This is a genomic window from Nocardiopsis sp. YSL2 (assembly GCF_030555055.1).
GTDB lineage: Bacteria > Actinomycetota > Actinomycetes > Streptosporangiales > Streptosporangiaceae > Nocardiopsis.
The window spans coordinates 4,038,406-4,056,968 of sequence record NZ_JAMOAO010000001.1 but is presented as its reverse complement, the minus strand read 5'-3'; the positions used below and the strand labels follow the sequence as shown (position 1 = coordinate 4,056,968).

The window sequence follows — 18,563 nt, the reverse complement described above, 5'->3', positions numbered from 1 at the left end:
CTGTACCAGGGCCCTGTACTCAACGAGGAGGACAGCCATGGCCATCAGCGTGTTCGACCTGTTCAAGATCGGTATCGGACCGTCGAGTTCGCACACGGTCGGCCCGATGAAGGCCGCGCGGACCTTCGCGGGGCGCCTGAGCGAGGACGGAGTCCTGGACGCCACGGCGCACGTGCGCGCCGAACTGTACGGTTCGCTGGCGCTCACCGGCAAGGGCCACGGCAGCGACACCGCGGTCATCCTGGGACTGATGGGACACACGCCCGAGCACGTGGACGTGGACGCGGTCCCCGGCCTGGTCGGGCGGGTGCGCGAGGAGCGCGCCCTGGAACTGGGCGGGCCCCAGGGCCCGAAGGTGGCCTTCGACCCGGCCGTGGACGTGGACTTCCGCCGCAAGGAGAGCCTGCCCGACCACCCCAACGGCATGCGCTTCGTGGCGCTGGACGCCGCCGGCGTGGAGCTGGCGGCCAAGGTGTACTACTCCGTCGGCGGCGGGTTCGTCGTGGACGAGCGGGCCGCGGGCGCCGACCGGATCAAGGCCGACGACACCGAGGTCCCCCACCCCTTCAACAGCGCCGAGGAGCTGCTGTCGATCTGCGCGGACACGGGGATGTCGATCAGCGCCGTCATGCTCGCCAACGAGCAGGCCTTCGGCCGGACGGCCGACGAGATCCACGCGGAGCTGCTCACCATCTGGACCGCGATGCGCCAGTGCGTGCGCCGCGGGGTCATGACCGAGGGCAGCCTGCCCGGCGGGCTCAAGGTGCCGCGCCGCGCGCACCGGCTGTACCGCCAGCTGGGCGGGACGTGCGACGACGCGGGGCTCCTGGCGCCCACGGCCGCCGACCCCGATCCGATGCGGGGCAGCGACTGGATCACCCTGTACGCGCTGGCGGTCAACGAGGAGAACGCCGCGGGCGGGCGGGTGGTGACCGCGCCGACCAACGGCGCGGCGGGCATCGTCCCGGCGGTGCTGCACTACTACCTGCACTTCAGCCCGGGCGCCGGGGACGACGGGGTCGTGCGGTTCATGCTGACCGCCGCCGCGATCGGCCTGCTCTTCAAGCAGAACGCGTCGATCTCGGGCGCGGAGGTGGGCTGCCAGGGCGAGGTCGGCTCGGCGTCCTCGATGGCCGCCGCGGGCCTGGCCGAAGTGCTGGGCGGCACACCGGCCCAGGTGGAGAACGCGGCGGAGATCGCGATGGAGCACAACCTGGGCCTGACCTGCGACCCGATCGGGGGCCTGGTGCAGGTGCCGTGCATCGAGCGCAACGCGCTGGCCTCGGTCAAGGCCATCAGCGCCGCCCGGATCGCGCTGCGCGGCGACGGCAGCCACTTCGTGTCGCTGGACAAGGTCATCCGGACCATGCGCGACACCGGCCGCGACATGATGGACAAGTACAAGGAGACCTCGCGCGGCGGCCTCGCCGTCAACGTCATCGAGTGCTGAGGCGCCTCGGGGAACCGCGTGCGCCCCTGCCGAACAGGCCCGGATCATGCTCCACCGCCTGGCCCACGGGCAGGCGGGTGCCCGGTTCCGAACCCGCTACGGGGCGCGTCGCCCGTCCAGGCCCGCGGAGGCCCGGGTCACCCGCGCGGCGATCGCCATGACGCGGTGCTGTTGCAGACTCGACAGCACACTCTCGTGCGCCAGCTTCGTGACGCTGGTCTCCTCGGCCGCGGCGGCCTGACGGATCTGTTCCATCTCCTCTTCCGTGAACTCGATGTTCACAGCGGGCACGGGCCCTCCCCTCGTCGGTACCACTCCGGTACCTGACTACCCGAGGGCTCCGGGCCGCACCGCATTGTCACCGCATTTGGCGTGGCGGGGATGCACGCGCGTGGAGAGCCGCTGTCGGAGGGGGCGAGTCCTCTGATCCGGCACGGTGAGCCGTCAGGAGGCGTCCGCGGCGCCCATGTCCATGTGCAGGAACTCCCACAGGTGCCCGTCCGGGTCGGCGATCATGCGCGAGTACATCCCGGATTCGTCCATGGTGGACACCGCCCGTCCCCCGGCGGCCGACGCCGTCTCGGCCAGGGTGTCGGCCTCCTGTCGGCTGCCGACCGAGACCGCCGTGATCAGCTCCGATCCGGCGGCGGCGATCGAGTCCCCCTCGGGCAGGAAGCTCCGGAAGAAGGAATCCTCCAGCAGCATCACGAAGGAGGCGTCGCTCACGATCATGCACAGGGCCTTCTCGTCCGAGAACTCGGGGTTGAAGGAGAATCCCAGCGACGCCCAGAACGCGTGCGTGGCACCGATGTCGCGCACGGGCAGGTTCATGAAGGTCAGTCTCGTCATGGCGCCAACGTAACCCCGAGGTGCGCTCCCGGAGGGCCCTCCCACACCGACTTTGCCAAGCCGGTCCGATCGGCACCGCCAGGAGTCAGGCCAGGCTGCGGCGCGGGTTCTTGGCGGGGGCGGTCATCGACATCCGCACCACCGCCGGAATCCGGTCCCGTTCCAGGGCGTGGCGCAGGTTGGCCAGGGCCTCGGACCGCACGCGCCGCCACACCCCGGCCACGTCCGCGTCGTCCTCCAGTGTCAGTGCCAGGCGCAGGTGCGGCTCGTCGCTGGACTCGGTCAGCCGTGCCCGGGCCCGGCGCACGCCCGGATACCCGGCGACCTCCTGCTCCAGGGCGCCGCGCGCCACGCTCTCGCTGATCTCCACCCGGCCGTCGGACCCCTGTTCCAGGACCAGTCGGCTCAGGGTGTCGTTCATGCCCTGCACGAGCAGCCAGCGCAGAGCGAGGAAGGCCGCGACGAAGGACAGCGCAACCGCGGCGTAGGGGACCCACTGCCGGCCGAGCGTCTCCATGGCCGCGGAGCCCAGGAGGGCCCCTCCCGCCAGATCCGCGCCGAGCACCCCCCGCCCCAGCGCGAGCGCGGCCAGCCCGCCCGCCAGGAGCACACCTCCCACCAGCGCCAGACCGAGCCGGTTGCCACGCGCCGACCTGCGATTCCTGTCCCGCGCCATCGTCAACCCTCCGCGTGCCGCACGTGCGTGACGATCCGCATGCTGCGCAGCGGCGCCAACTCCTCCAGCCGCCGCTCCACCGCCGCGGTCACCTCCTCGGCCAGCCCTTCCGACGTCCGCATTCCGGTGCGGACGTGCACTCGCAGCCGGTGGCCGCGGACCACCACGTGCGCGCCCTCGACGCCGCCGACCTCCTGGGCCGCCGCGCTCACCGTCCGGCGCAGCGCGGGCCGCGTCAGGCCGACCACCAGTGCCGGATCGCCGGTGCGCAGGGCCGTCCACCGGCTCCGGCCCGGAGCGAGGGCCAGGACGATCAGTGCCAGCCCGATCAGTGCCAGGGCCGCGGAGGCGATCTGCACCGACGGCTGCGACCAGGTCGTGGTGGCGGCGAACTCCCCGGCGCGTCCGACGGGGATCAGCCGCAGCGGGCTCCCGGCCAGGGCGGAGATGACCTCGGCGGCCGACACCACGGCCGCCGTCAGGATCGCCAGCCCCGTGATCACCGCGGGCCACGACCGGCGGGGACGGAAGGTGTGGACCGCCACCCGTGTCGCCTTCCGCTCCATGCCGTGGTCCGGGCGGCCGAGCACCTCTTCGACGGTGGTCATGTCAGCGCACCAACTCCGCGATCTCGATGTCGATGTGGTGGACGGTCATGCCGGTCGTCCACTCGACCCGGTCCTTGACGTGCTCACGCACCCGGGCCGCGACCTCGCGTGTGGCCCGGGGGTAGCGCACGGCGATCCGCAGCCGCAGCAGGACGACGCGGCCGCTCGTCCTGGCGCGGACGGGTCGGGCGCGGACCGCGCTCGCCCCGTCCACCTCGCGCACGGCGCGGGCCGCCGCCTTCTCGATCACGCCCGAGGCGATGTCGGTCCGGCCGCCCGGGTCCCGGGCGGCACCGCTCTCGCGGTGCCGCCCGGCCGATCCCGGCGGCTCCGTCTCGACACGCTGGCGGGGTACCGCGTCGGTTCGTGTTCCGGCCACTGTGCCCCTCAGGCCGATCGCCGCGTGAACATCTCGGCCAGGTCGATCTCGCCCTCCATCGCCCGGCCCGCGACGAAACCGACCAGTCCGAGGACCAGGACCAGCGCGAAGGCCGTGAAACCGCCGAACGCGCCGGCCAGACCCAGTACCGTCCCGTAGGACAACCCAACGATCGGCCACATGGCTTCCCCCTCTTGTCCAGCTGTGTCCAGCACCCTGTCACCCTCAGCCGCCCGTGCGGCTACCCCCTCCGAGCCCGGCGACCACGTCCTCGACATAGACGTGGACGGCCCGGCCGACCGCCATCGGTGCCAGGGTGGCCCGGATCTCGGCGGTGATGTCCGTGATCGGGCGGCCGAAGCGCACGACCACGCCGACCTCGACGTGGTCGCCCCGGACCGCGACCCCGCGCACCCGCCCGCCGGGTACGGGCGTCTGGAGGGTTCCGAACCCTCCCGTGGACAGCGCCACGACGTCCGGGCAAGTGGCGACGGCCTCCGCCATGCCCCGGGCCACCTCGCCCGGGTCCCGGGCGTCGGCCTCCACTACTGGACCCGCGGCTCGGAGGCAGCGTCCTCGTCGCCGTCGTCGTCGGGCAGGTGGATGTCGTCCACCTTGATGTTGATCTCGGTGACCTCCAGCCCGGTCATCCGTTCGACCGCCGAGGTGACGTTGCGGCGCACCGCCGCGGCCAGGTCCTGGATGGCGGCGCCGTACTCGACGACCACGTCGATGTCGACGGCCGCCTGGCGCTCACCGACCTCGACCGCCACCCCGCGCGCGACCGAGGTGTCCCCCCTGGTCATGGCGTCTCTGACGGCACCGACCGCGCGGGCCGCCCCGCCGCCCATGGCATAGACCCCGCCGATCTCGCGGGCCGCCATGCCGGCGATCTTGGCCACGACGCCGTCGGCGATCTGGGTTCGGCCCGCGCCATTGTGCGACGCGGTGTCCCTGCGTCCGCCGGTGCGCGCTTCCGGCACTCCGGCCTCGGTCCTCGTATCCGACACTGGTTCCCCTTCCGCGGTGGTCAGACGGTCTGTGACGGTGTCAGCGGTCGAAGGTGTCCTTGATCCGCTCGGCGGCCTTGCCCTTGAGCTCCTCGGCCTTGTCCTTGACCTTGTCCGCGGCGTCCTTGGCCTGGCCCTTGGCCTGGTCGACCTTGCCCTCGGCCTCGGTGCCCTGGTCCCCCGTGACCTTGCCGAACGCTTCCTTGCCCTTGCCGACCGCGTCGTCGAAGTGCTTGCCCATGAGTGCCCCCTGCCGGGTCACACGACCCGGAATTAGCTGACCGAAACCCGCAGACCGCGTACTCCACGCGACCGCACGGGTATGGAACCATTCACACCATATACACACTCTGAGTTACAGGCAAGGTACTCTAAGCGATAATTCGCAGGTCACGAAGGTCATGTCAATACCATCTGTGCCCCAATTCCTGTCCGGAAACCCACCCGGGCCCAGAAACGACGACGGGGCGCCCGAAGGCGCCCCGATGTGTCCGAAAAAACTCCCCGGCCGCGGCCGTGTGGAGGTCAGGCGAAGATGACGGTCTTCCCACCGTTCATCAGGACGCGGCGTTGCGCATGCCAGTTCACCGCGCGCGCCAGCGCCACGGACTCCAGGTCCCGGCCGATCGCCGTCAGCCGCTCCGGGCTGTCGGTGTGAGCCACCCGGGACACCTCCTGCTCGATGATCGGCCCCTCGTCGAGATCGGCGGTGACGTAGTGGGCGGTCGCACCGATGAGCTTGACCCCGCGCGCGTGCGCCTGGTGGTAGGGACGGGCGCCCTTGAAGCTCGGCAGGAACGAGTGGTGGATGTTGATGATCCGGCCGGACATCTTGGTGCACAGCTGCTCCGAGAGCACCTGCATGTACCGGGCCAGGACGACGAGGTCCACGTCGTAGGAGTCGACCAGCTCCAGCAGCCGCGCCTCCTGCTCCGGCTTGGTCCGGGCGTTGACCGGCAGGTGGTGGAAGTCCACACCGTAGGAGTCGGCCAGGAACTCCAGGTCCGGGTGGTTGGAGACCACCGCCGCGATGTCGACGTCCAGCAGGCCGCTGCGCTGGCGGTAGAGCAGGTCGTTGAGGCAGTGCCCGAACTTGGACACCATCACGATCATGCGGGGGCGCGCGTCGGTCGCCTGCAGGCTCCACTCCACGACCGGGTCGCCGGACCCCTCGCCGAAGTCCCCGGCCAGGGCGGCGAACGCCCCTCGCAGGACGTCCTCGCCCACCACGCCGTCCGCACCTGACTCCGCGAGGAACTGCATCCGCAGGAAGAACCGGCCGGTGTAGTGGTCGCCGTACTGCTGACTCTCGGTGATGTTGCAACCGTGGTCGGACAGCAGGTTGGCCACCGCCGCGACGATGCCCCGGCTGTCGGGGCACGAAAGGGTCAGAATGTACTCGCGCTCACTCATGGAAAGGTTCCACTCCTGGGATCGGACCGGCTGATCAGCCGTGACATACCAGGGTATCGACCCCGCGCAAGCCGTGGGCCCGATCCCGCACCGCGGCGACCGGCGACCCGCTCACGGCGGCGAACGCCCCATCAAGGAGAAATCGTGCACTCCGGACAATATGAAAAACATTCACGTTCTGGCATCCTCGTGCCATGACAAGCCTGCGCGAGACCTACGACGCCGCCACACGCGACCTGGAGCCCCCCTTCGCCATGGTCGACCTCGCGGCGTTCCGCGCCAACGCCGCGGCGCTCACCCGGCGCGCGCACGGCCGACCCGTGCGCGTCGCCAGCAAGTCCGTGCGCAGCCGTGACCTGCTCCGGACCGTCCTGGAACTGCCCGGCTACGCGGGGATCATGGCCTTCACCCTCCCCGAGGCCCTCTGGCTCGCCTCCGGCGGCCCGGACGACCCCCTGGCCCAGGACATCCTCGTCGCCTACCCCACGGCCGACCGCCACGCCCTGGTCCGGCTCGCCCGCGACCCCGGCGCCGCCCGCGTCATCACCCTGATGGTGGACGACACCGCCCACCTGGACCTGATCGCCTCCGCCGTCGCCGAAGCCGCCTCCGACACCCCGCGGCCCCCGCGCATCAGGGTGTGCCTGGACATCGACACCAGCTGGCAGCCGTTCGGCTCCGCCGCGCGCATCGGCAGCTACCGCTCGCCCATCCGCACACCCGCACAGGCCTCCGCTCTCGCCCTGGCCGTCCAGCGCCGCCCGGAACTGGTCCTGGACGGCATCATGGCCTACGAGGGCCAGATCGCCGGAGTCGGCGACGCCCCGCCCGGACGGCCCCTGTACGGCCGCCTCCTGCGCGGTATCCAGCGCCGCTCCGCCATCGAGCTGGCCCGGCGACGCGCCGCGATCGTACGGGCCGTGCGCGCGGTGGCCGACCCGCGCTTCGTCAACGGCGGCGGCACCGGCAGCCTGCACACGACCGGCCGGGAGCGGGCCGTCACCGAACTCGCCGCCGGGTCCGGGCTCTTCCACCCTCACCTGTTCGACCACTACCGGTCCTTCGACGGGCGCCCCGCCGCGCTCTACGCGCTCCCCGTCGTGCGCCGCCCCGCCCGAGGGGTGGCCACGGTGCTCGGCGGCGGATACCCCGCCTCCGGCCCCGCCGACCGGTTCCGGGCACCGCTGCCGCACCTGCCCGCGGGGCTGTCCCTCACCGCCAACGAGGGCGCGGGCGAGGTCCAGACCCCCCTGCTGGGCGCGGCGGCCGACCGGCTCGGAATCGGCGACCGCGTGTGGATGCGCCACGCCAAGGCCGGGGAGCTGTGCGAGCGCTTCGACACCCTGCACCTGGTCGACTCCGACACCGGCGCCTACCTGGGCACGGCACCCACCTACCGGGGCGAGGGCCGGACCTTCCTCTGACGCGCCCGCAACGAGTACATCAGCGGGATGCGCGGATGGCTGGGCGGGAAGCGGTACAGCCCGGCCCCGTCACGCCGCAGTCCGGGGTAGCGCTGGAACAGCGTGGCGTCGTGCTCGTGCAAGAACTCGATCCGCAGCCCGGCGTCCGCCAGGGCGGTCACCACGTCCCCGAGAGGGTGGCGCCACTCGACCGTCACCGTGCTGGCGAGTTCACCGCCGCCCGTGTAGGTGAAGGGGAAGTCGCTCACCTCGGCCCCGTCGTCGAAGTAGCCCTCCTCCACGCTGAGGCCGTCGTCGCCCAGGATGTCGGTCAGGGGGTGGAACTCCGCGAGGTAGAGGAAGCCGCCGACGTCGAGCGAGGCGGCCACCACCTCCGCCCAGCGGGTGAGGTCGGGCAGCCACACCAGGGCGCCGATCCCCGTGTAGACGATGTCGAAGCGCTCACCGCCCAGGGCATCGGGCGCACCGTAGACGTCGGAGACCACGAACCGGGCCGACCTCCCGATGTCCTCGGCAGCCCCCGGGCCGTGCGGATCGCGGGTTCGGAGAAGTCCACACCGGTCACCGCCGCCCCGCGGCGCGCCCAGGACAGCGTGTCCTGGCCCATGTGGCACTGCAGGTGCAGAAGGCTGCGGCCGGAGACGTCCCCGACCTCGGCAAGCTCGAACTCCCGCAGCGTGCAGGCGCCCGCGCGGAACCCGGGCAGGTCGTAGAAGTCGCTGTCGGCGTGCACACGCGCCCGGTCGTCCCAGTTCTCCCGGTTGAGGCGGAGCCAGTCCTCGGTCATGGCCGCGACGCTACCCAGCCGCCCGAGCGCCGTACAACGGGTTTTCGCCGAACACGCCGAAGGGCCCGCGCCGGTGCACGGGCCCCTCCCAGCGATGTTCTAACCGCGCCTGCGGCGTACAGCCCAGGCAACCACGCCCACGGTGACGACCGCGCCGATGCCGGCCATCAGCAGCAGGGCCTCGGTCGACATCTTCCCGCGGGACTCATAGGTGGCCACCACCTCGTCGTCGCCCTTGAGGCGGATGCTGCCCTGTTCGGGCTCCACGAGGTGGCTCTCCACGCGGACGGTGCCGCCGACCACCAGGGCGCGTGCCTCGTCCACCAGACGGGTCCCCCGCTCCTTGGCCCTGGCGACCTGTCGGCGCGCGATGTTCGCGGGGCGGGCCTGCTCGCCGAGTTCGTCCAGGGTCTCGGCCAGTCGCCGCTGTTCGCGGTCGATCTCGGCCTGGACCTCGGCCGGGGTCTGGCGCGGTTCGGTGTCGCGTGCCGTCATGGGCAGCCTCTCTCCATCAGCGCATCGTGGTCTGGGAACCCGTGTCCGAGCCGGTGCCCCGGCCCTCATCCTCCGCGCCGTCGGACGGACCGGAGAACCTCAGCGCGCCGTCGATTCCGTCGACCACGCGGAAGAAGTCCCGCGTGGACAACCACAGTTTATAGATGATGGCGATCTCGAACGCGAGAAGCAAAACGCCCGCGACCGCAGCGATCCAGCCGACCAGCGACGGCATAGCGAAGACCGCCATCGCCAGCGGCGCGATCACGAACACCGCCATCTGGAACTCGATGCCGCCGACCAGGTGCGTGCGGATCCGACGGGCGTTCAGCGCCCCCCAGAACCGCTGGTACCAGGGGAAGCGGGTCCGGAACTCCTGGTGCAGGTCGACCTTGGGCAGGGTCAGGTCCGGCTGCTTGCCCGCCGTGCGGTGGTTGCGCGCCTCACGCTCGTTCTGGCTGTGCAGGATCTGCTCCAACACACTGATGCCGTGCCGCAGGACGGCCTGCTCGCCCCCGTCGCTCATCGGCCGCTCCCCCGCCCGGTCGTCGGGCTCCAGCATCGACAGCGTGGCACGCGCCCGCTCCAGAGCGGCGGCCAGGTGCGAGCGCATCTCGCGGCGCAGCTTGTACACCTGCAGCGCGTTCAGGTAGCGCAGCATGTCGATGAAGACCACGGCCAGGGCCAGCCACACGTAGACCACGGGCGCGGAGTCGGGGTTCTCCTCCTGGGCCAGCACGTACTGACCGCCCATCAGCGCGACCGCGCACACCAGCACGCGGAAGCGGTCGGACACGTAGTCCATCCACGCGCCGATGAGGGACTCCGACCCGGTGAGCCGCGCGAGCTTGCCGTCCACGCAGTCCACGACGAAGCACAGGAAATAGAGCACGGCGCCCAGGGCCAGCGCCTGGCGGTAGCCCAGCGCGAAGCAGACCGCGGCGCCCAGCCCGAGGAAGAGCGCGGCCACCGTGAGCTGGTTGGGCGTGACCGACGTCCGGTTCGCCACCACACGCACGAGCCGGATCGCCATCGGGTCCACGAGGAAGACCGTCCACCAGGAGTCGCGCTCCTTGAGGGTACGGGTCCTGACCTCGTCGAGTGTGAATCCAGGCATCGTCGCCAATACTCCCCAACGCGAAGCGGATGTGTTCCGGAAACCTGCTGCTGGAGGTCATCTGCAGCCAGAACATGAGTGCGGTCAACAATAGGTGATCAGAGGGCTGGTCACCGCCCCGGAGAACCAACCGAACCGGAATCGCAACAGACCGCGAGCGCCCGCTCCGACAGGATGGCTAGTGTGAGGGGCACACGACCCCGAGAGGAACGGAACACCACGTGAGCGACCCGATCCGTCTGGAGACCGGAGACCCGGCACCCGACTTCACCCTCGACGACGCCGACGGCAAGCCCGTGACCCTCAGCGAGGTCCTGGCCGAGACCGGCAAGCGTGTCGTGCTGTACTTCTACCCCGCGGCCATGACGCCCGGCTGCACCACGGAGGCCTGCGACTTCCGCGACAACCTGCGCGACTTCGACTCCGCCGGGTTCACCGTCCTGGGCGTCTCCCCCGACACCGCGGACAAACTCGCCAGGTTCCGGGACAAGGAGGGCCTCACCTTCACCCTGCTCGGCGACCCGGACAAGGAGACCCTGCGCGCCTACGGCGCCTTCGGGGAGAAGAAGAACTACGGCCGCGTCGTGCAGGGCGTGATCCGCTCCACCATCATCGTCGGTACCGACGGCAAGGTCGAGCGGGCCTTCTACAACGTGAAGGCGACCGGCCACGTCGACCGCATCAAGCGGGAACTGGGCGTCTAGCCGCCGGACTCCGGGCCGCACGCCCGAGTCGGCTCTCCGCCAGGGGACGGTAAGGTGGTCCCCGGCGGGGCCGTAGTCCAATTGGCAGGAGACGCCAGCTTTAGGTGCTGTACAGTGCGGGTTCGAGTCCCGCCGGCCCCACGTCGCACGAGGCGCGCGGACCCGGTCCGCGCGCCTCGCCGCGTTCCACCCGCCCCCGCAGGAAACGCGGGCCCCCTCCCCCACGTGACAGCCAAGGGGCGAACGTCGGCGTTGAGCCCACAGGTGCCCAGGGGGTCGAACGTCGGCGTTCAGCCCACCCCGACCCCAGGGGGGTTGATCGGGCCAAACCAGGAAGGACTGCGCCGCAGGCGTCCGTTGAGGGTGGTGGCGGGCGACGGTGTGGGCACGAGCGGAGGCCCAAGGAAAGCACGGCTGAAGGGCGCGCCGGGGCCTGCAGGAGGAGACGGGGCCGCAGCGAGCTTGCGAGCAAGGCAAGTCGACGACGAAGGACCCGGCGCGCCCTTCAGCGCCCCATCAGCGCCCACAGCACGATGGCCAGCAGCACCGCGACTCCGAGGACCACGGCGGCCACCACCGGCAGACGGCTCTGCTCGGCGTGCCGGCCCGAGTGGGTCAGCCCCAGTGTGTCCGTGGACTCGCGGATCGAGGTCATGATCGAGTTCATCGCCTCGGGGCTGTGCCGCAGCCGTTCGTTGAGCGACTCGGCCAGCACCCGGCCCCCGGCTCGGAAGTGCTCCCGGGCCTGATCGCGCGCGGACTCGTGGCCCTCGTCCTCCTCGTCCTCGACGTCCTCGTCGGCGTCCACACCCTTGCCGACGGGCCTGGACGCGGCGCCCCGGCCCGGCCGCGGCTCGGCGGGGGTCGCCTTGCCCTCGGCCGCCGTCTCGGGGCTGGTCTCGGGCGCCCACGGCGCCAGCGCGGCGATCCGCAGCATCTTGGTGGCGTTCTCCGCGGTCAGACGCTCCCCCGGCTCCACCTTGAGCAGGCCCGCGAGCACCGGCGCCAGCGGACCGGCGCTGGCCGCCTCCGCGGGCTCGTCCAACTGCTCCTGGCGCAGGATCTTGATGTAGCCCTTGCGGTCGTAGGGCGGGTGGCCCTCCACCGCGGCGTACAGGGTGGCGCCCAGCGACCACAGGTCCGACTCCGGGCCGACCGGTCCGGCCTTGGCCCGCTCCGGCGGAATGTAGGCCGGTGATCCGATGATGCGGCCCGACTCGCTCAGCGCGGACTCGCCGTTCCAGGCCGCCAGCCCGAAGTCGGTGAGCACGACCCGCCCCTGCGGGCTGATCATCACGTTGTCCGGCTTGACGTCGCGGTGCACGATGCCCTCGGCGTGCGCGACCTTGAGGGCGTCGATGAGCTGCAGTCCGATCTCGGCCACCCGCTGGTAGGGCAGGGGGCTCACCCTGAGGAGCTCCTCCAGCGTGGAGGCCTCCACCAGTTCCATGACGATCCACGGCCGGTCGTCCTCGTCCACCACGTCCAGGACGGTGACCAGGCTGGGGTGCGTGAGCCGGCCGGCGACGCGGGCCTCGCGGGTGGTGCGCTGGAGCAGTGCCTCGCGCTCGGAGCGGCTCAGGTCCGCGGGCAGCCGCAGCTCCTTGACCGCGACCTCGCGGTCGATGACCAGGTCGATGGCGCGCCACACCGTACCGACACCGCCCCGGGCGATCTCCGAGGTGAGCTGGTAGCGCCCCTTCAGCAGTCGGCCGTCAGCTCCGGAGCCGTCCATGGTGGCACCTTCCGGGCGTGCTGAGCCGGGCGACGCCTCGGGTCGCCGGGTGTGGGGGTTGTCTAGGGAGGACACGGTTATCCACGGGTCCATTCACCGGCCATGGTGGCCTCCTGCGGAGCATTGCGGTCGCTGTCACCACGTAGGTGCACGGATCACTCGTTATACCAGCAGGACGTCTGGTCCACGTTGGTAGTTGCCATAACACTGGCACATAGGTTCGCTTTCGTTATGTCCAACGAAACCCTGTGTATGCAGTGACGTGCCTCTCCCTTACCCTGCCTTGCCCACCAGCGGAAAGAGGGGCCGACGGCGGTGCGGTGCGGGCCCCGGCGCAGCGCCGCCGGGGCCCGCACGGCACCGGATCACGTCAGGGACAGGCTCCGGTTCAGGACCACAGGGACTCCGGGCTGCGGACCTCGACCGGTCCGGCGCCGGTGTCGGCGAGCGGCCCCCTCAGGCGCTCGGCGTCGCCGACGACGACCACGACCGCCTCCTCCGGGTGCAGGTACTCCTGCGCGGCGCTGTTGAGCTTCTCCTCGGTGAGCGCCTCGTACCCGGCGCGGTGGCGGTCCACGTAGTCGTCGGGCAGGTCGTGCACCACCATGTCGACCAGGGCGGAGGCCATGGCGCGAGCGGTGGAGTAGCTGACCGGGAGGCCCACCGTGTTGGAGTCGCGCACCGAGGCCAGCTCCTCGGCGGTGACGCCGGAGGAGCGCAGCTTGGCGATCTGCTCCAGCGACGCGGTGATCGAGTGCGCCGTGGTGTCCGCCTCCACCTGCGTGGACGCGAAGAACACCCCGCAGTCGCGGCGCAGGTCGAACCGGGACCCCGCCCCGTAGGTGTAGCCGAGGCGCTCGCGCAGCTCCATGTTGAGCCGGGAGGTGAACAGCCCGCCGAGCACCTCGCTGATGCCCTCGGCCCGGGGAAGGTCCACCTGCGACCGGGACGGGGCGCGGTGCGCGATGACCAGGGCCGACTGCACCGAACCGGGCCGGTCCACGATGAGGACGCGGGGCAGCTCGCCCGGCGGCGGCGCGGGAGCCTCGACCTCGCGCACCGGCGTGGCGATCGCGTCGCCGAACACGGTCTTGCCCAGGTCCTCCAGGTCGACCCCGGACAGGTCGCCGACCACGACCAGCGTGCCGGCCACGGAGGCGATCGAGTCGGCGTGGAAGGCGGCGACGGCCTCGGGGGAGACCTCGGCCAGCTTGACCGGACCGCCGGCCAGCGGCGTGGCGTAGCGGCCGGTGAAGAGCTGGCCGCCCAGGCTGCGCATGGCCAGGGTCGAGGCGGAGGCCGCCTCCAGCCAGAACCGCTCCAGGAGCTGGTCGCGGCGTCGGACGATGTCGTCGGCGGTGAGCGCGGGGCGGCGCACGGCGTCGGCGAACAGGCGCACGGCCTCGCCCAGGCGGTTGGCCGGGGCGTCGAGGCCGGTGATGAACCCGTCCCAGTTGACCCGCGACACCCACTCGGCGCCGTGGCGCTCCAGGGCGGGCGCCAGGGAACTGTTGCCGTCGGGGCCGTCCTCCAGCACCTCGCTGGTCAGGGAGCTGACGCCCATGGCGTCCAACGGTTCGACGGCGCCGCCGTAGGGGTGGACCAGGCGCAGCGACGCGAGCCGCTGCCCGGGCACGTCGATGGCGACGACGGTGCCGCCTCCGACGGTGATCCGCTGGGGCTTGGGAAAGGTGTAGGACGCTGGGGTACCGAGGTCGGGACGGAGCATGCTCTGTGGCTCTTTCTGCGGCTAGCGGTGACGCGGTGACAGGGCCAGGGGGCGGCGGGGCCGAGGGCCCCGCCCGCACGGCCTACGGGGCGGTGTCGGCTCCGGCCGTCTCGGGGTCGAAGCGGACCACGAGCAGGTTGTCGTCGACCAGCAGGCGCTCCGCCGCGGCTCGCACCTCCTCCGCGGTGATGTCGGCCCAGCGCTCGGGCCAGGTGTAGGCGAGTTCGGGGTCGTCGAACAGCTGGGTGCAGGAGCCGATGGAGTCGGCCAGCCCGGAGGGGCTGGAGATGGACTGCAGGTGGTCCCGCTCCAGGACGGCGCGCGCCCGGTCGAGCTCCTCCTCGGTGATGCCCCCGGCGAGCTTGGCGAGCTCCTCGCGCATGGCCTCCTCCAGGACGTCGCCGCTGACGCCCTCACGGGCGAGCATGTTCACCAGCAGGAGGCTGTCGGTGTACCGGAACGGCAGGATGTCGGCCGCGCCGCCGCCGTCGTCGGCGGCGATGGGCCGGTCGACCACCAGGGAGCGGTACAGGCGGCTGCCCTGCCCCTGCCCCAGGACGGCCGAGGCCAGGTGCATCACGTCGAACTCGCGCTCGCCGTAGGCGGCCACGCGGTAGCCGAGGAACACCCCGGCGGCGGGCACCGTCTCGGTGACGGCGTCGCGGACGGGCCCGCCCAGGGGCTCGGGCAGCGACGCGTCGGGAGCCTCGGGGACGAAGTCGCGGGCCGGCAGGTGGCCGAAGTACTTCTCCACACGCGCCAGCACGTCCTCGGAACCGAGGTCGCTGACCACCGTGAGCACGCAGTTGTCCGGCCCGTAGTGGGCCTTGTGGAACGACTTGACGTAGTCCAGGTCGGCGGCGTCCAGATCGGCCATGGATCCGATCGTGGGGTGGTGGTAGGGGTGGCCCTCGGGGTAGGCCAGCCGCAGGATGCGCTCCAGGGCCGTCCCGTAGGGCTGGTTGTCGTAGCGCTGGCGGCGCTCGTTCTTGACGACGTCGCGCTGGTTGTCCAGGACCTCCTGCGTCATGCCGTCGCGCAGGGTCTCCAGGCGGTCGGCCTCCAGCCACAGGACGCGGTCCAGGGCGTGCTCGGGGACCGTCTCGTAGTAGTTCGTGCGGTCGGTGGAGGTGGAGGCGTTGATGTCGCCGCCGAGCCGCTCGACCTCCTCGAAGTGCTCGCCCTTGGTGACGTTGCCGCTGCCCTGGAACATCAGGTGCTCGAACAGGTGCGCGAAACCGGTGCGGCCCGGTACCTCGTGGCGGGAGCCGACGCCGTACCACAGGTTGACGGAGGCGACCTGGCCGGTGGAGGCCGGCGCGGTCACCAGACGCAACCCGTTGTCGAGCGTGTACTGACCTACCCGTCCCGCTGCTCCGATGGTCGTCACCAGTGCTGCACCCCGATTCCCCGCCGTAGCCGAACTGCCGTCGTCACCGCCGAACGCCGTGTGACGCCTACGACCCTACGGCCTCACCGGAGCGTTGGGACACCCGAACGAACAATCGGACACCGTTCGCCCCGAACGTCCCCCGCACGGACCCGCCGGGCTCAGTCCTGGTACCCGGTGGTGTCCATCGAGGCGGCGATCTGGTCGTAGACCGCGTCGTACTGGGAGTCGGCCGACCACACGTACAGCAGGACGTCACTGATGGGCAGGAACCACATGCGCACCTCGAACGCGTCGTCATTGACGCACGTCACGTTCCACAGGGTGTGGTTGGACTTGAGCCCGTCGGCGTGCTCGAACAGGCCCTGGTAGGAGATGGCGGCCGAGTCGACACCGATGTCGCCGGAGGCGGCCGTGTTGAGGCTGCGGCACTGGTCGGTCTCGTGCGCCCAGCCGTCGTCGTCATGGAAGGCGTCGCCCTTGCTCGGCCAGTCCTGCGGGTGGTTCTGCGCGGCGTGGGGGGTCAGGCGGACCGAACCGTAGGCGCACGCGGGCTGCCCCGGCGGCGTCATGCACAGCGACCCGCCCTCGTTCTGCGTCTCCCAGTCGTCGGGGACGTCGACGGTGACACCCGCGACCTCGGTGTTCGTGAAGCCCTCCGGTCCGGGGCGCTCGAGCGCGGGCATGACCCCGCTCTCGCCGCGTTCGAGTTCGGCCCCGCCGTCCTCCGAACCGCCGGAACAGGCGCTGAGCACCAGCACCGCGGCGGCCGCCGCCGCTCCCGCACCGGCGCGTGCGCCGTGCGCCCGGAGCCGCCGCCCCTGGACGTGCCCGTCCGTCGTGCCAGCCATGCCTCGTCCCTCTCAGCCGTGCCGGTGCTCGAACCACAGTTGACCTTAGGGCATCGGGGACCGGGGCGCGCCTGGAGAGGCCCGCACCCGCGCACGTCCGGCGGCGGCCGGCGGCCCCGTCCGAACCGGCCCGTCCGCTCGTGCGGTTCGAGGCCGGGGAGTGTGGACGCGGGCTACTACGCTGGGCCCATGGTCGACCTCTCGAAGATCACGGAACCCTTGTCCCTCGCCCGGTTCGGACCGCGTGCCCACGGGCCTCTGGTCCTCGAACTGGACCTGACCGAAGGGGTCGCCGACGAAGCCGCGCCCGACCCGGTCAGCCAGATCATGAACCGCCGCCGGCAGCACTACCTCGACGTCGTCGAGGGGATCCGCCGCGGCGCCCGGGACTCCGAGGTCGCAGCCCTGATCGTGCGGGTCGACGCGCGTTCGCTCGGGTTCGCCAAGGTCCAGGAGCTGCGCGACGCCGTCGCCGACTTCCGCGCCACCGGCAAGCCCGCCGTGGCCTGGGCCGACTCCTTCGGCGAGGCAGGCACGGGCAACCTGCCCTACTACCTGGCGTGCGCGTTCTCCCGGGTGGTCATGGCGCCCACCGGGGTCCTGGGGCTGACCGGCCTGATCATGCGCAGCACCTTCGTCAAGGGCGCGGTGGACAAGCTCGGCGTGAGCTTCGAGGTCGGCACGCGCCACGAGTACAAGAACGCCGCCAACGGCGTCACCGAGACCGGCTTCACCGACGCCCACCGCGAGGCCAGCGACCGCATCGTCACGTCGCTGGGCGACCAGATCGTCGAAGCCGTGGCCCGGGCCCGCGACCTCACCGAGGAGAGGGTCCGCGCCCTGGTCTCCAGCGGGCCCCTGCTGGCCGGCGAGGCGGTCGAGGCCGGCCTCCTGGACGGTCTCGCCTACCGCGACGAGGTCTACGCCGACCTGCTGGGCACGGTGCGCCGACGGCACCCCGAGGCCCCCGCCCCGGAACTGCGCTTCGTCACCCGCCACCACCGCAAGCACGCGCCCGTGCCCCGGCCGCGGATCTCGGGCGGCCCCGGGTACATCGCGCTGATCAGCGCCAACGGGACGATCAGCCTGGGCCGCTCCCGACGCTCGCCGCTGGGCGGCGGCACCGTCATGGGCTCGGACACCGTCGCCGCGGCCTTCCGCGCCGCGCGCCGCGACCCGCAGGTCAAGGCCGTGGTGTTCCGGGTCGACAGCCGGGGCGGCTCGCCCACCGCCTCCGACGCGATCCGCCGCGAGTCCGCGCTGACCAGTGAACAGGGCATCCCGGTCATCTCCGCGATGGGCGACTTCGCCGCTTCGGGCGGCTACTACGTGACCCTGGGCTCGGACGCCGTCGTCGCCCAGCCCGGGACGCTGACCGGCTCGATCGGCGTCATCACGGCCAAGCCGGTGCTCGGACCCCTCATGGAGCGCTTCGGTGTGACCACCGACTCGGTGAGCACCGGCGAGCACGCCGGGATGTTCCACACCGACCGCCCCTTCACCGAGTCCGAGTGGGAGCGGGTCAACGCGCTGCTGGACGAGATCTACGAGGACTTCCTCACCAAGGTCGGCCACGCGCGCCGGATGACCCGCGACGAGGTGCACGAGGTGGCCCGCGGACGGGTCTGGACCGGCCAGGACGCCCACCAGCGCGGTCTCGTCGACGAACTCGGCGGGCTGGAGACGGCCGTGCGCCTGGCCAGGGAGAAGGCGGACGCCGGCGCGCTGCCCCTGCGGGCGTTCCCGCGCGCGCACCCGCTGGACCGGTTGCGGCCGCACGAGTCGAGCGAGGACCTGGCGTCGGCGCAGCCGCAGAGCACCCTGGAGGCGTGGAGCGCCTGGGGGCCGCTGGAGCACGCCGCACGGGCGCTGGGCCTGCCCGCCGGGGGCGCTCTGACGATGGCTGGCGACTGGGAGGTCCGTTGACCGGCACCTACCTGGACGCG

The 18,563-nt window shown here is 71.7% G+C and carries 21 protein-coding genes and 1 tRNA gene; 5 read left to right on the top strand and 17 right to left on the bottom strand.

All coding sequences use genetic code 11. The annotated features are described in order from the left end of the window. Positions 1–37 precede the first annotated feature (37 nt). On the top strand, positions 38–1,450 hold the full coding sequence (locus tag M1P99_RS18035; protein ID WP_304453769.1) for an L-serine ammonia-lyase: 1,413 nt from the start codon (positions 38–40) through the stop codon (positions 1,448–1,450). Positions 1,451–1,546: 96 nt separating this feature from the next. Here the strand turns inward: M1P99_RS18035 and M1P99_RS18030 are convergent, their stop codons facing one another. The 10 genes from M1P99_RS18030 to purU form a co-directional block, all read right to left on the bottom strand. Further along, entirely contained in the window at positions 1,547–1,741 is a 195-nt protein-coding gene (locus tag M1P99_RS18030; protein WP_304453768.1) for a hypothetical protein, read from the bottom strand. Between the two features lie 153 nt (positions 1,742–1,894). Beyond that, positions 1,895–2,299 (bottom strand): VOC family protein, encoded by a 405-nt coding sequence (locus M1P99_RS18025; RefSeq protein ID WP_304453767.1) that lies wholly within the window; start codon positions 2,297–2,299, stop codon positions 1,895–1,897. 85 nt (positions 2,300–2,384) lie between these two features. Next, positions 2,385–2,975, bottom strand: a complete 591-nt coding sequence (locus M1P99_RS18020) for an alkaline shock response membrane anchor protein AmaP (protein ID WP_304453766.1) — start codon at positions 2,973–2,975, stop codon at positions 2,385–2,387. A 2-nt stretch (positions 2,976–2,977) separates the two neighbouring features. Further along, on the bottom strand, positions 2,978–3,583 hold the full coding sequence (locus M1P99_RS18015) for a DUF6286 domain-containing protein (protein WP_304453765.1): 606 nt from the start codon (positions 3,581–3,583) through the stop codon (positions 2,978–2,980). Between the two features lies 1 nt (position 3,584). Continuing rightward, positions 3,585–3,962 carry an Asp23/Gls24 family envelope stress response protein gene (locus M1P99_RS18010; RefSeq protein ID WP_304453764.1) on the bottom strand — a complete coding sequence of 126 codons (378 nt, stop codon included), beginning with the start codon at positions 3,960–3,962 and terminating at the stop codon, positions 3,585–3,587. A gap of 8 nt (positions 3,963–3,970) precedes the next feature. Further along, on the bottom strand, positions 3,971–4,144 hold the full coding sequence (locus tag M1P99_RS18005) for a hypothetical protein (RefSeq protein WP_179822257.1): 174 nt from the start codon (positions 4,142–4,144) through the stop codon (positions 3,971–3,973). A 43-nt stretch (positions 4,145–4,187) separates the two neighbouring features. Continuing rightward, positions 4,188–4,466: a hypothetical protein gene (locus M1P99_RS18000; protein ID WP_304453763.1), complete on the bottom strand. Its 279-nt coding sequence runs from the start codon at positions 4,464–4,466 to the stop codon at positions 4,188–4,190. A 41-nt stretch (positions 4,467–4,507) separates the two neighbouring features. Beyond that, a complete protein-coding gene (locus tag M1P99_RS17995; RefSeq protein WP_304453762.1) occupies positions 4,508–4,972 on the bottom strand; it encodes an Asp23/Gls24 family envelope stress response protein in 465 nt (154 codons plus the stop codon). 40 nt (positions 4,973–5,012) lie between these two features. Then, positions 5,013–5,213, bottom strand: coding sequence for a CsbD family protein (locus M1P99_RS17990; protein ID WP_304453761.1), 201 nt, complete (start codon positions 5,211–5,213; stop codon positions 5,013–5,015). Between the two features lie 284 nt (positions 5,214–5,497). Next, positions 5,498–6,385, bottom strand: a complete 888-nt coding sequence (gene purU, locus M1P99_RS17985; protein WP_304453760.1) for a formyltetrahydrofolate deformylase — start codon at positions 6,383–6,385, stop codon at positions 5,498–5,500. Between the two features lie 194 nt (positions 6,386–6,579). On the opposite strand from purU, the gene M1P99_RS17980 reads away from it, so the two are divergent. Continuing rightward, positions 6,580–7,809, top strand: coding sequence for an alanine racemase (locus M1P99_RS17980; RefSeq protein WP_304453759.1), 1,230 nt, complete (start codon positions 6,580–6,582; stop codon positions 7,807–7,809). Here the strand turns inward: M1P99_RS17980 and M1P99_RS17975 are convergent. The 3 genes from M1P99_RS17975 to M1P99_RS17965 form a co-directional block, all read right to left on the bottom strand. After that, positions 7,779–8,294, bottom strand: coding sequence for a hypothetical protein (locus tag M1P99_RS17975; RefSeq protein WP_304453758.1), 516 nt, complete (start codon positions 8,292–8,294; stop codon positions 7,779–7,781). The genes M1P99_RS17980 and M1P99_RS17975 overlap by 31 nt on opposite strands. Positions 8,295–8,695: 401 nt before the next feature. Further along, positions 8,696–9,091 carry a DUF3618 domain-containing protein gene (locus tag M1P99_RS17970; protein ID WP_304453757.1) on the bottom strand — a complete coding sequence of 132 codons (396 nt, stop codon included), beginning with the start codon at positions 9,089–9,091 and terminating at the stop codon, positions 8,696–8,698. A 16-nt stretch (positions 9,092–9,107) separates the two neighbouring features. Further along, on the bottom strand, positions 9,108–10,208 hold the full coding sequence (locus tag M1P99_RS17965; RefSeq protein ID WP_304453756.1) for a CDP-alcohol phosphatidyltransferase family protein: 1,101 nt from the start codon (positions 10,206–10,208) through the stop codon (positions 9,108–9,110). Between the two features lie 221 nt (positions 10,209–10,429). On the opposite strand from M1P99_RS17965, the gene bcp reads away from it, so the two are divergent. Beyond that, positions 10,430–10,912: a thioredoxin-dependent thiol peroxidase gene (bcp, locus tag M1P99_RS17960; RefSeq protein WP_304453755.1), complete on the top strand. Its 483-nt coding sequence runs from the start codon at positions 10,430–10,432 to the stop codon at positions 10,910–10,912. A gap of 66 nt (positions 10,913–10,978) precedes the next feature. After that, a tRNA-Leu gene (locus tag M1P99_RS17955) sits at positions 10,979–11,053 on the top strand. 364 nt (positions 11,054–11,417) lie between these two features. Here the strand turns inward: M1P99_RS17955 and M1P99_RS17950 are convergent. From M1P99_RS17950 to M1P99_RS17935, 4 genes are all read right to left on the bottom strand, one after another. Beyond that, positions 11,418–12,647, bottom strand: coding sequence for a serine/threonine-protein kinase (locus tag M1P99_RS17950; RefSeq protein ID WP_304453754.1), 1,230 nt, complete (start codon positions 12,645–12,647; stop codon positions 11,418–11,420). A 388-nt stretch (positions 12,648–13,035) separates the two neighbouring features. Next, entirely contained in the window at positions 13,036–14,376 is a 1,341-nt protein-coding gene (locus M1P99_RS17945) for a pitrilysin family protein (RefSeq protein WP_304453753.1), read from the bottom strand. Positions 14,377–14,458: 82 nt separating this feature from the next. Further along, positions 14,459–15,766: a pitrilysin family protein gene (locus tag M1P99_RS17940; protein ID WP_304453752.1), complete on the bottom strand. Its 1,308-nt coding sequence runs from the start codon at positions 15,764–15,766 to the stop codon at positions 14,459–14,461. 161 nt (positions 15,767–15,927) lie between these two features. Further along, positions 15,928–16,617, bottom strand: coding sequence for a hypothetical protein (locus M1P99_RS17935; RefSeq protein WP_304453751.1), 690 nt, complete (start codon positions 16,615–16,617; stop codon positions 15,928–15,930). A 189-nt stretch (positions 16,618–16,806) separates the two neighbouring features. On the opposite strand from M1P99_RS17935, the gene sppA reads away from it, so the two are divergent. Continuing rightward, positions 16,807–18,543, top strand: a complete 1,737-nt coding sequence (gene sppA, locus M1P99_RS17930; RefSeq protein ID WP_304453750.1) for a signal peptide peptidase SppA — start codon at positions 16,807–16,809, stop codon at positions 18,541–18,543. Positions 18,544–18,563: the final 20 nt, after the last annotated feature.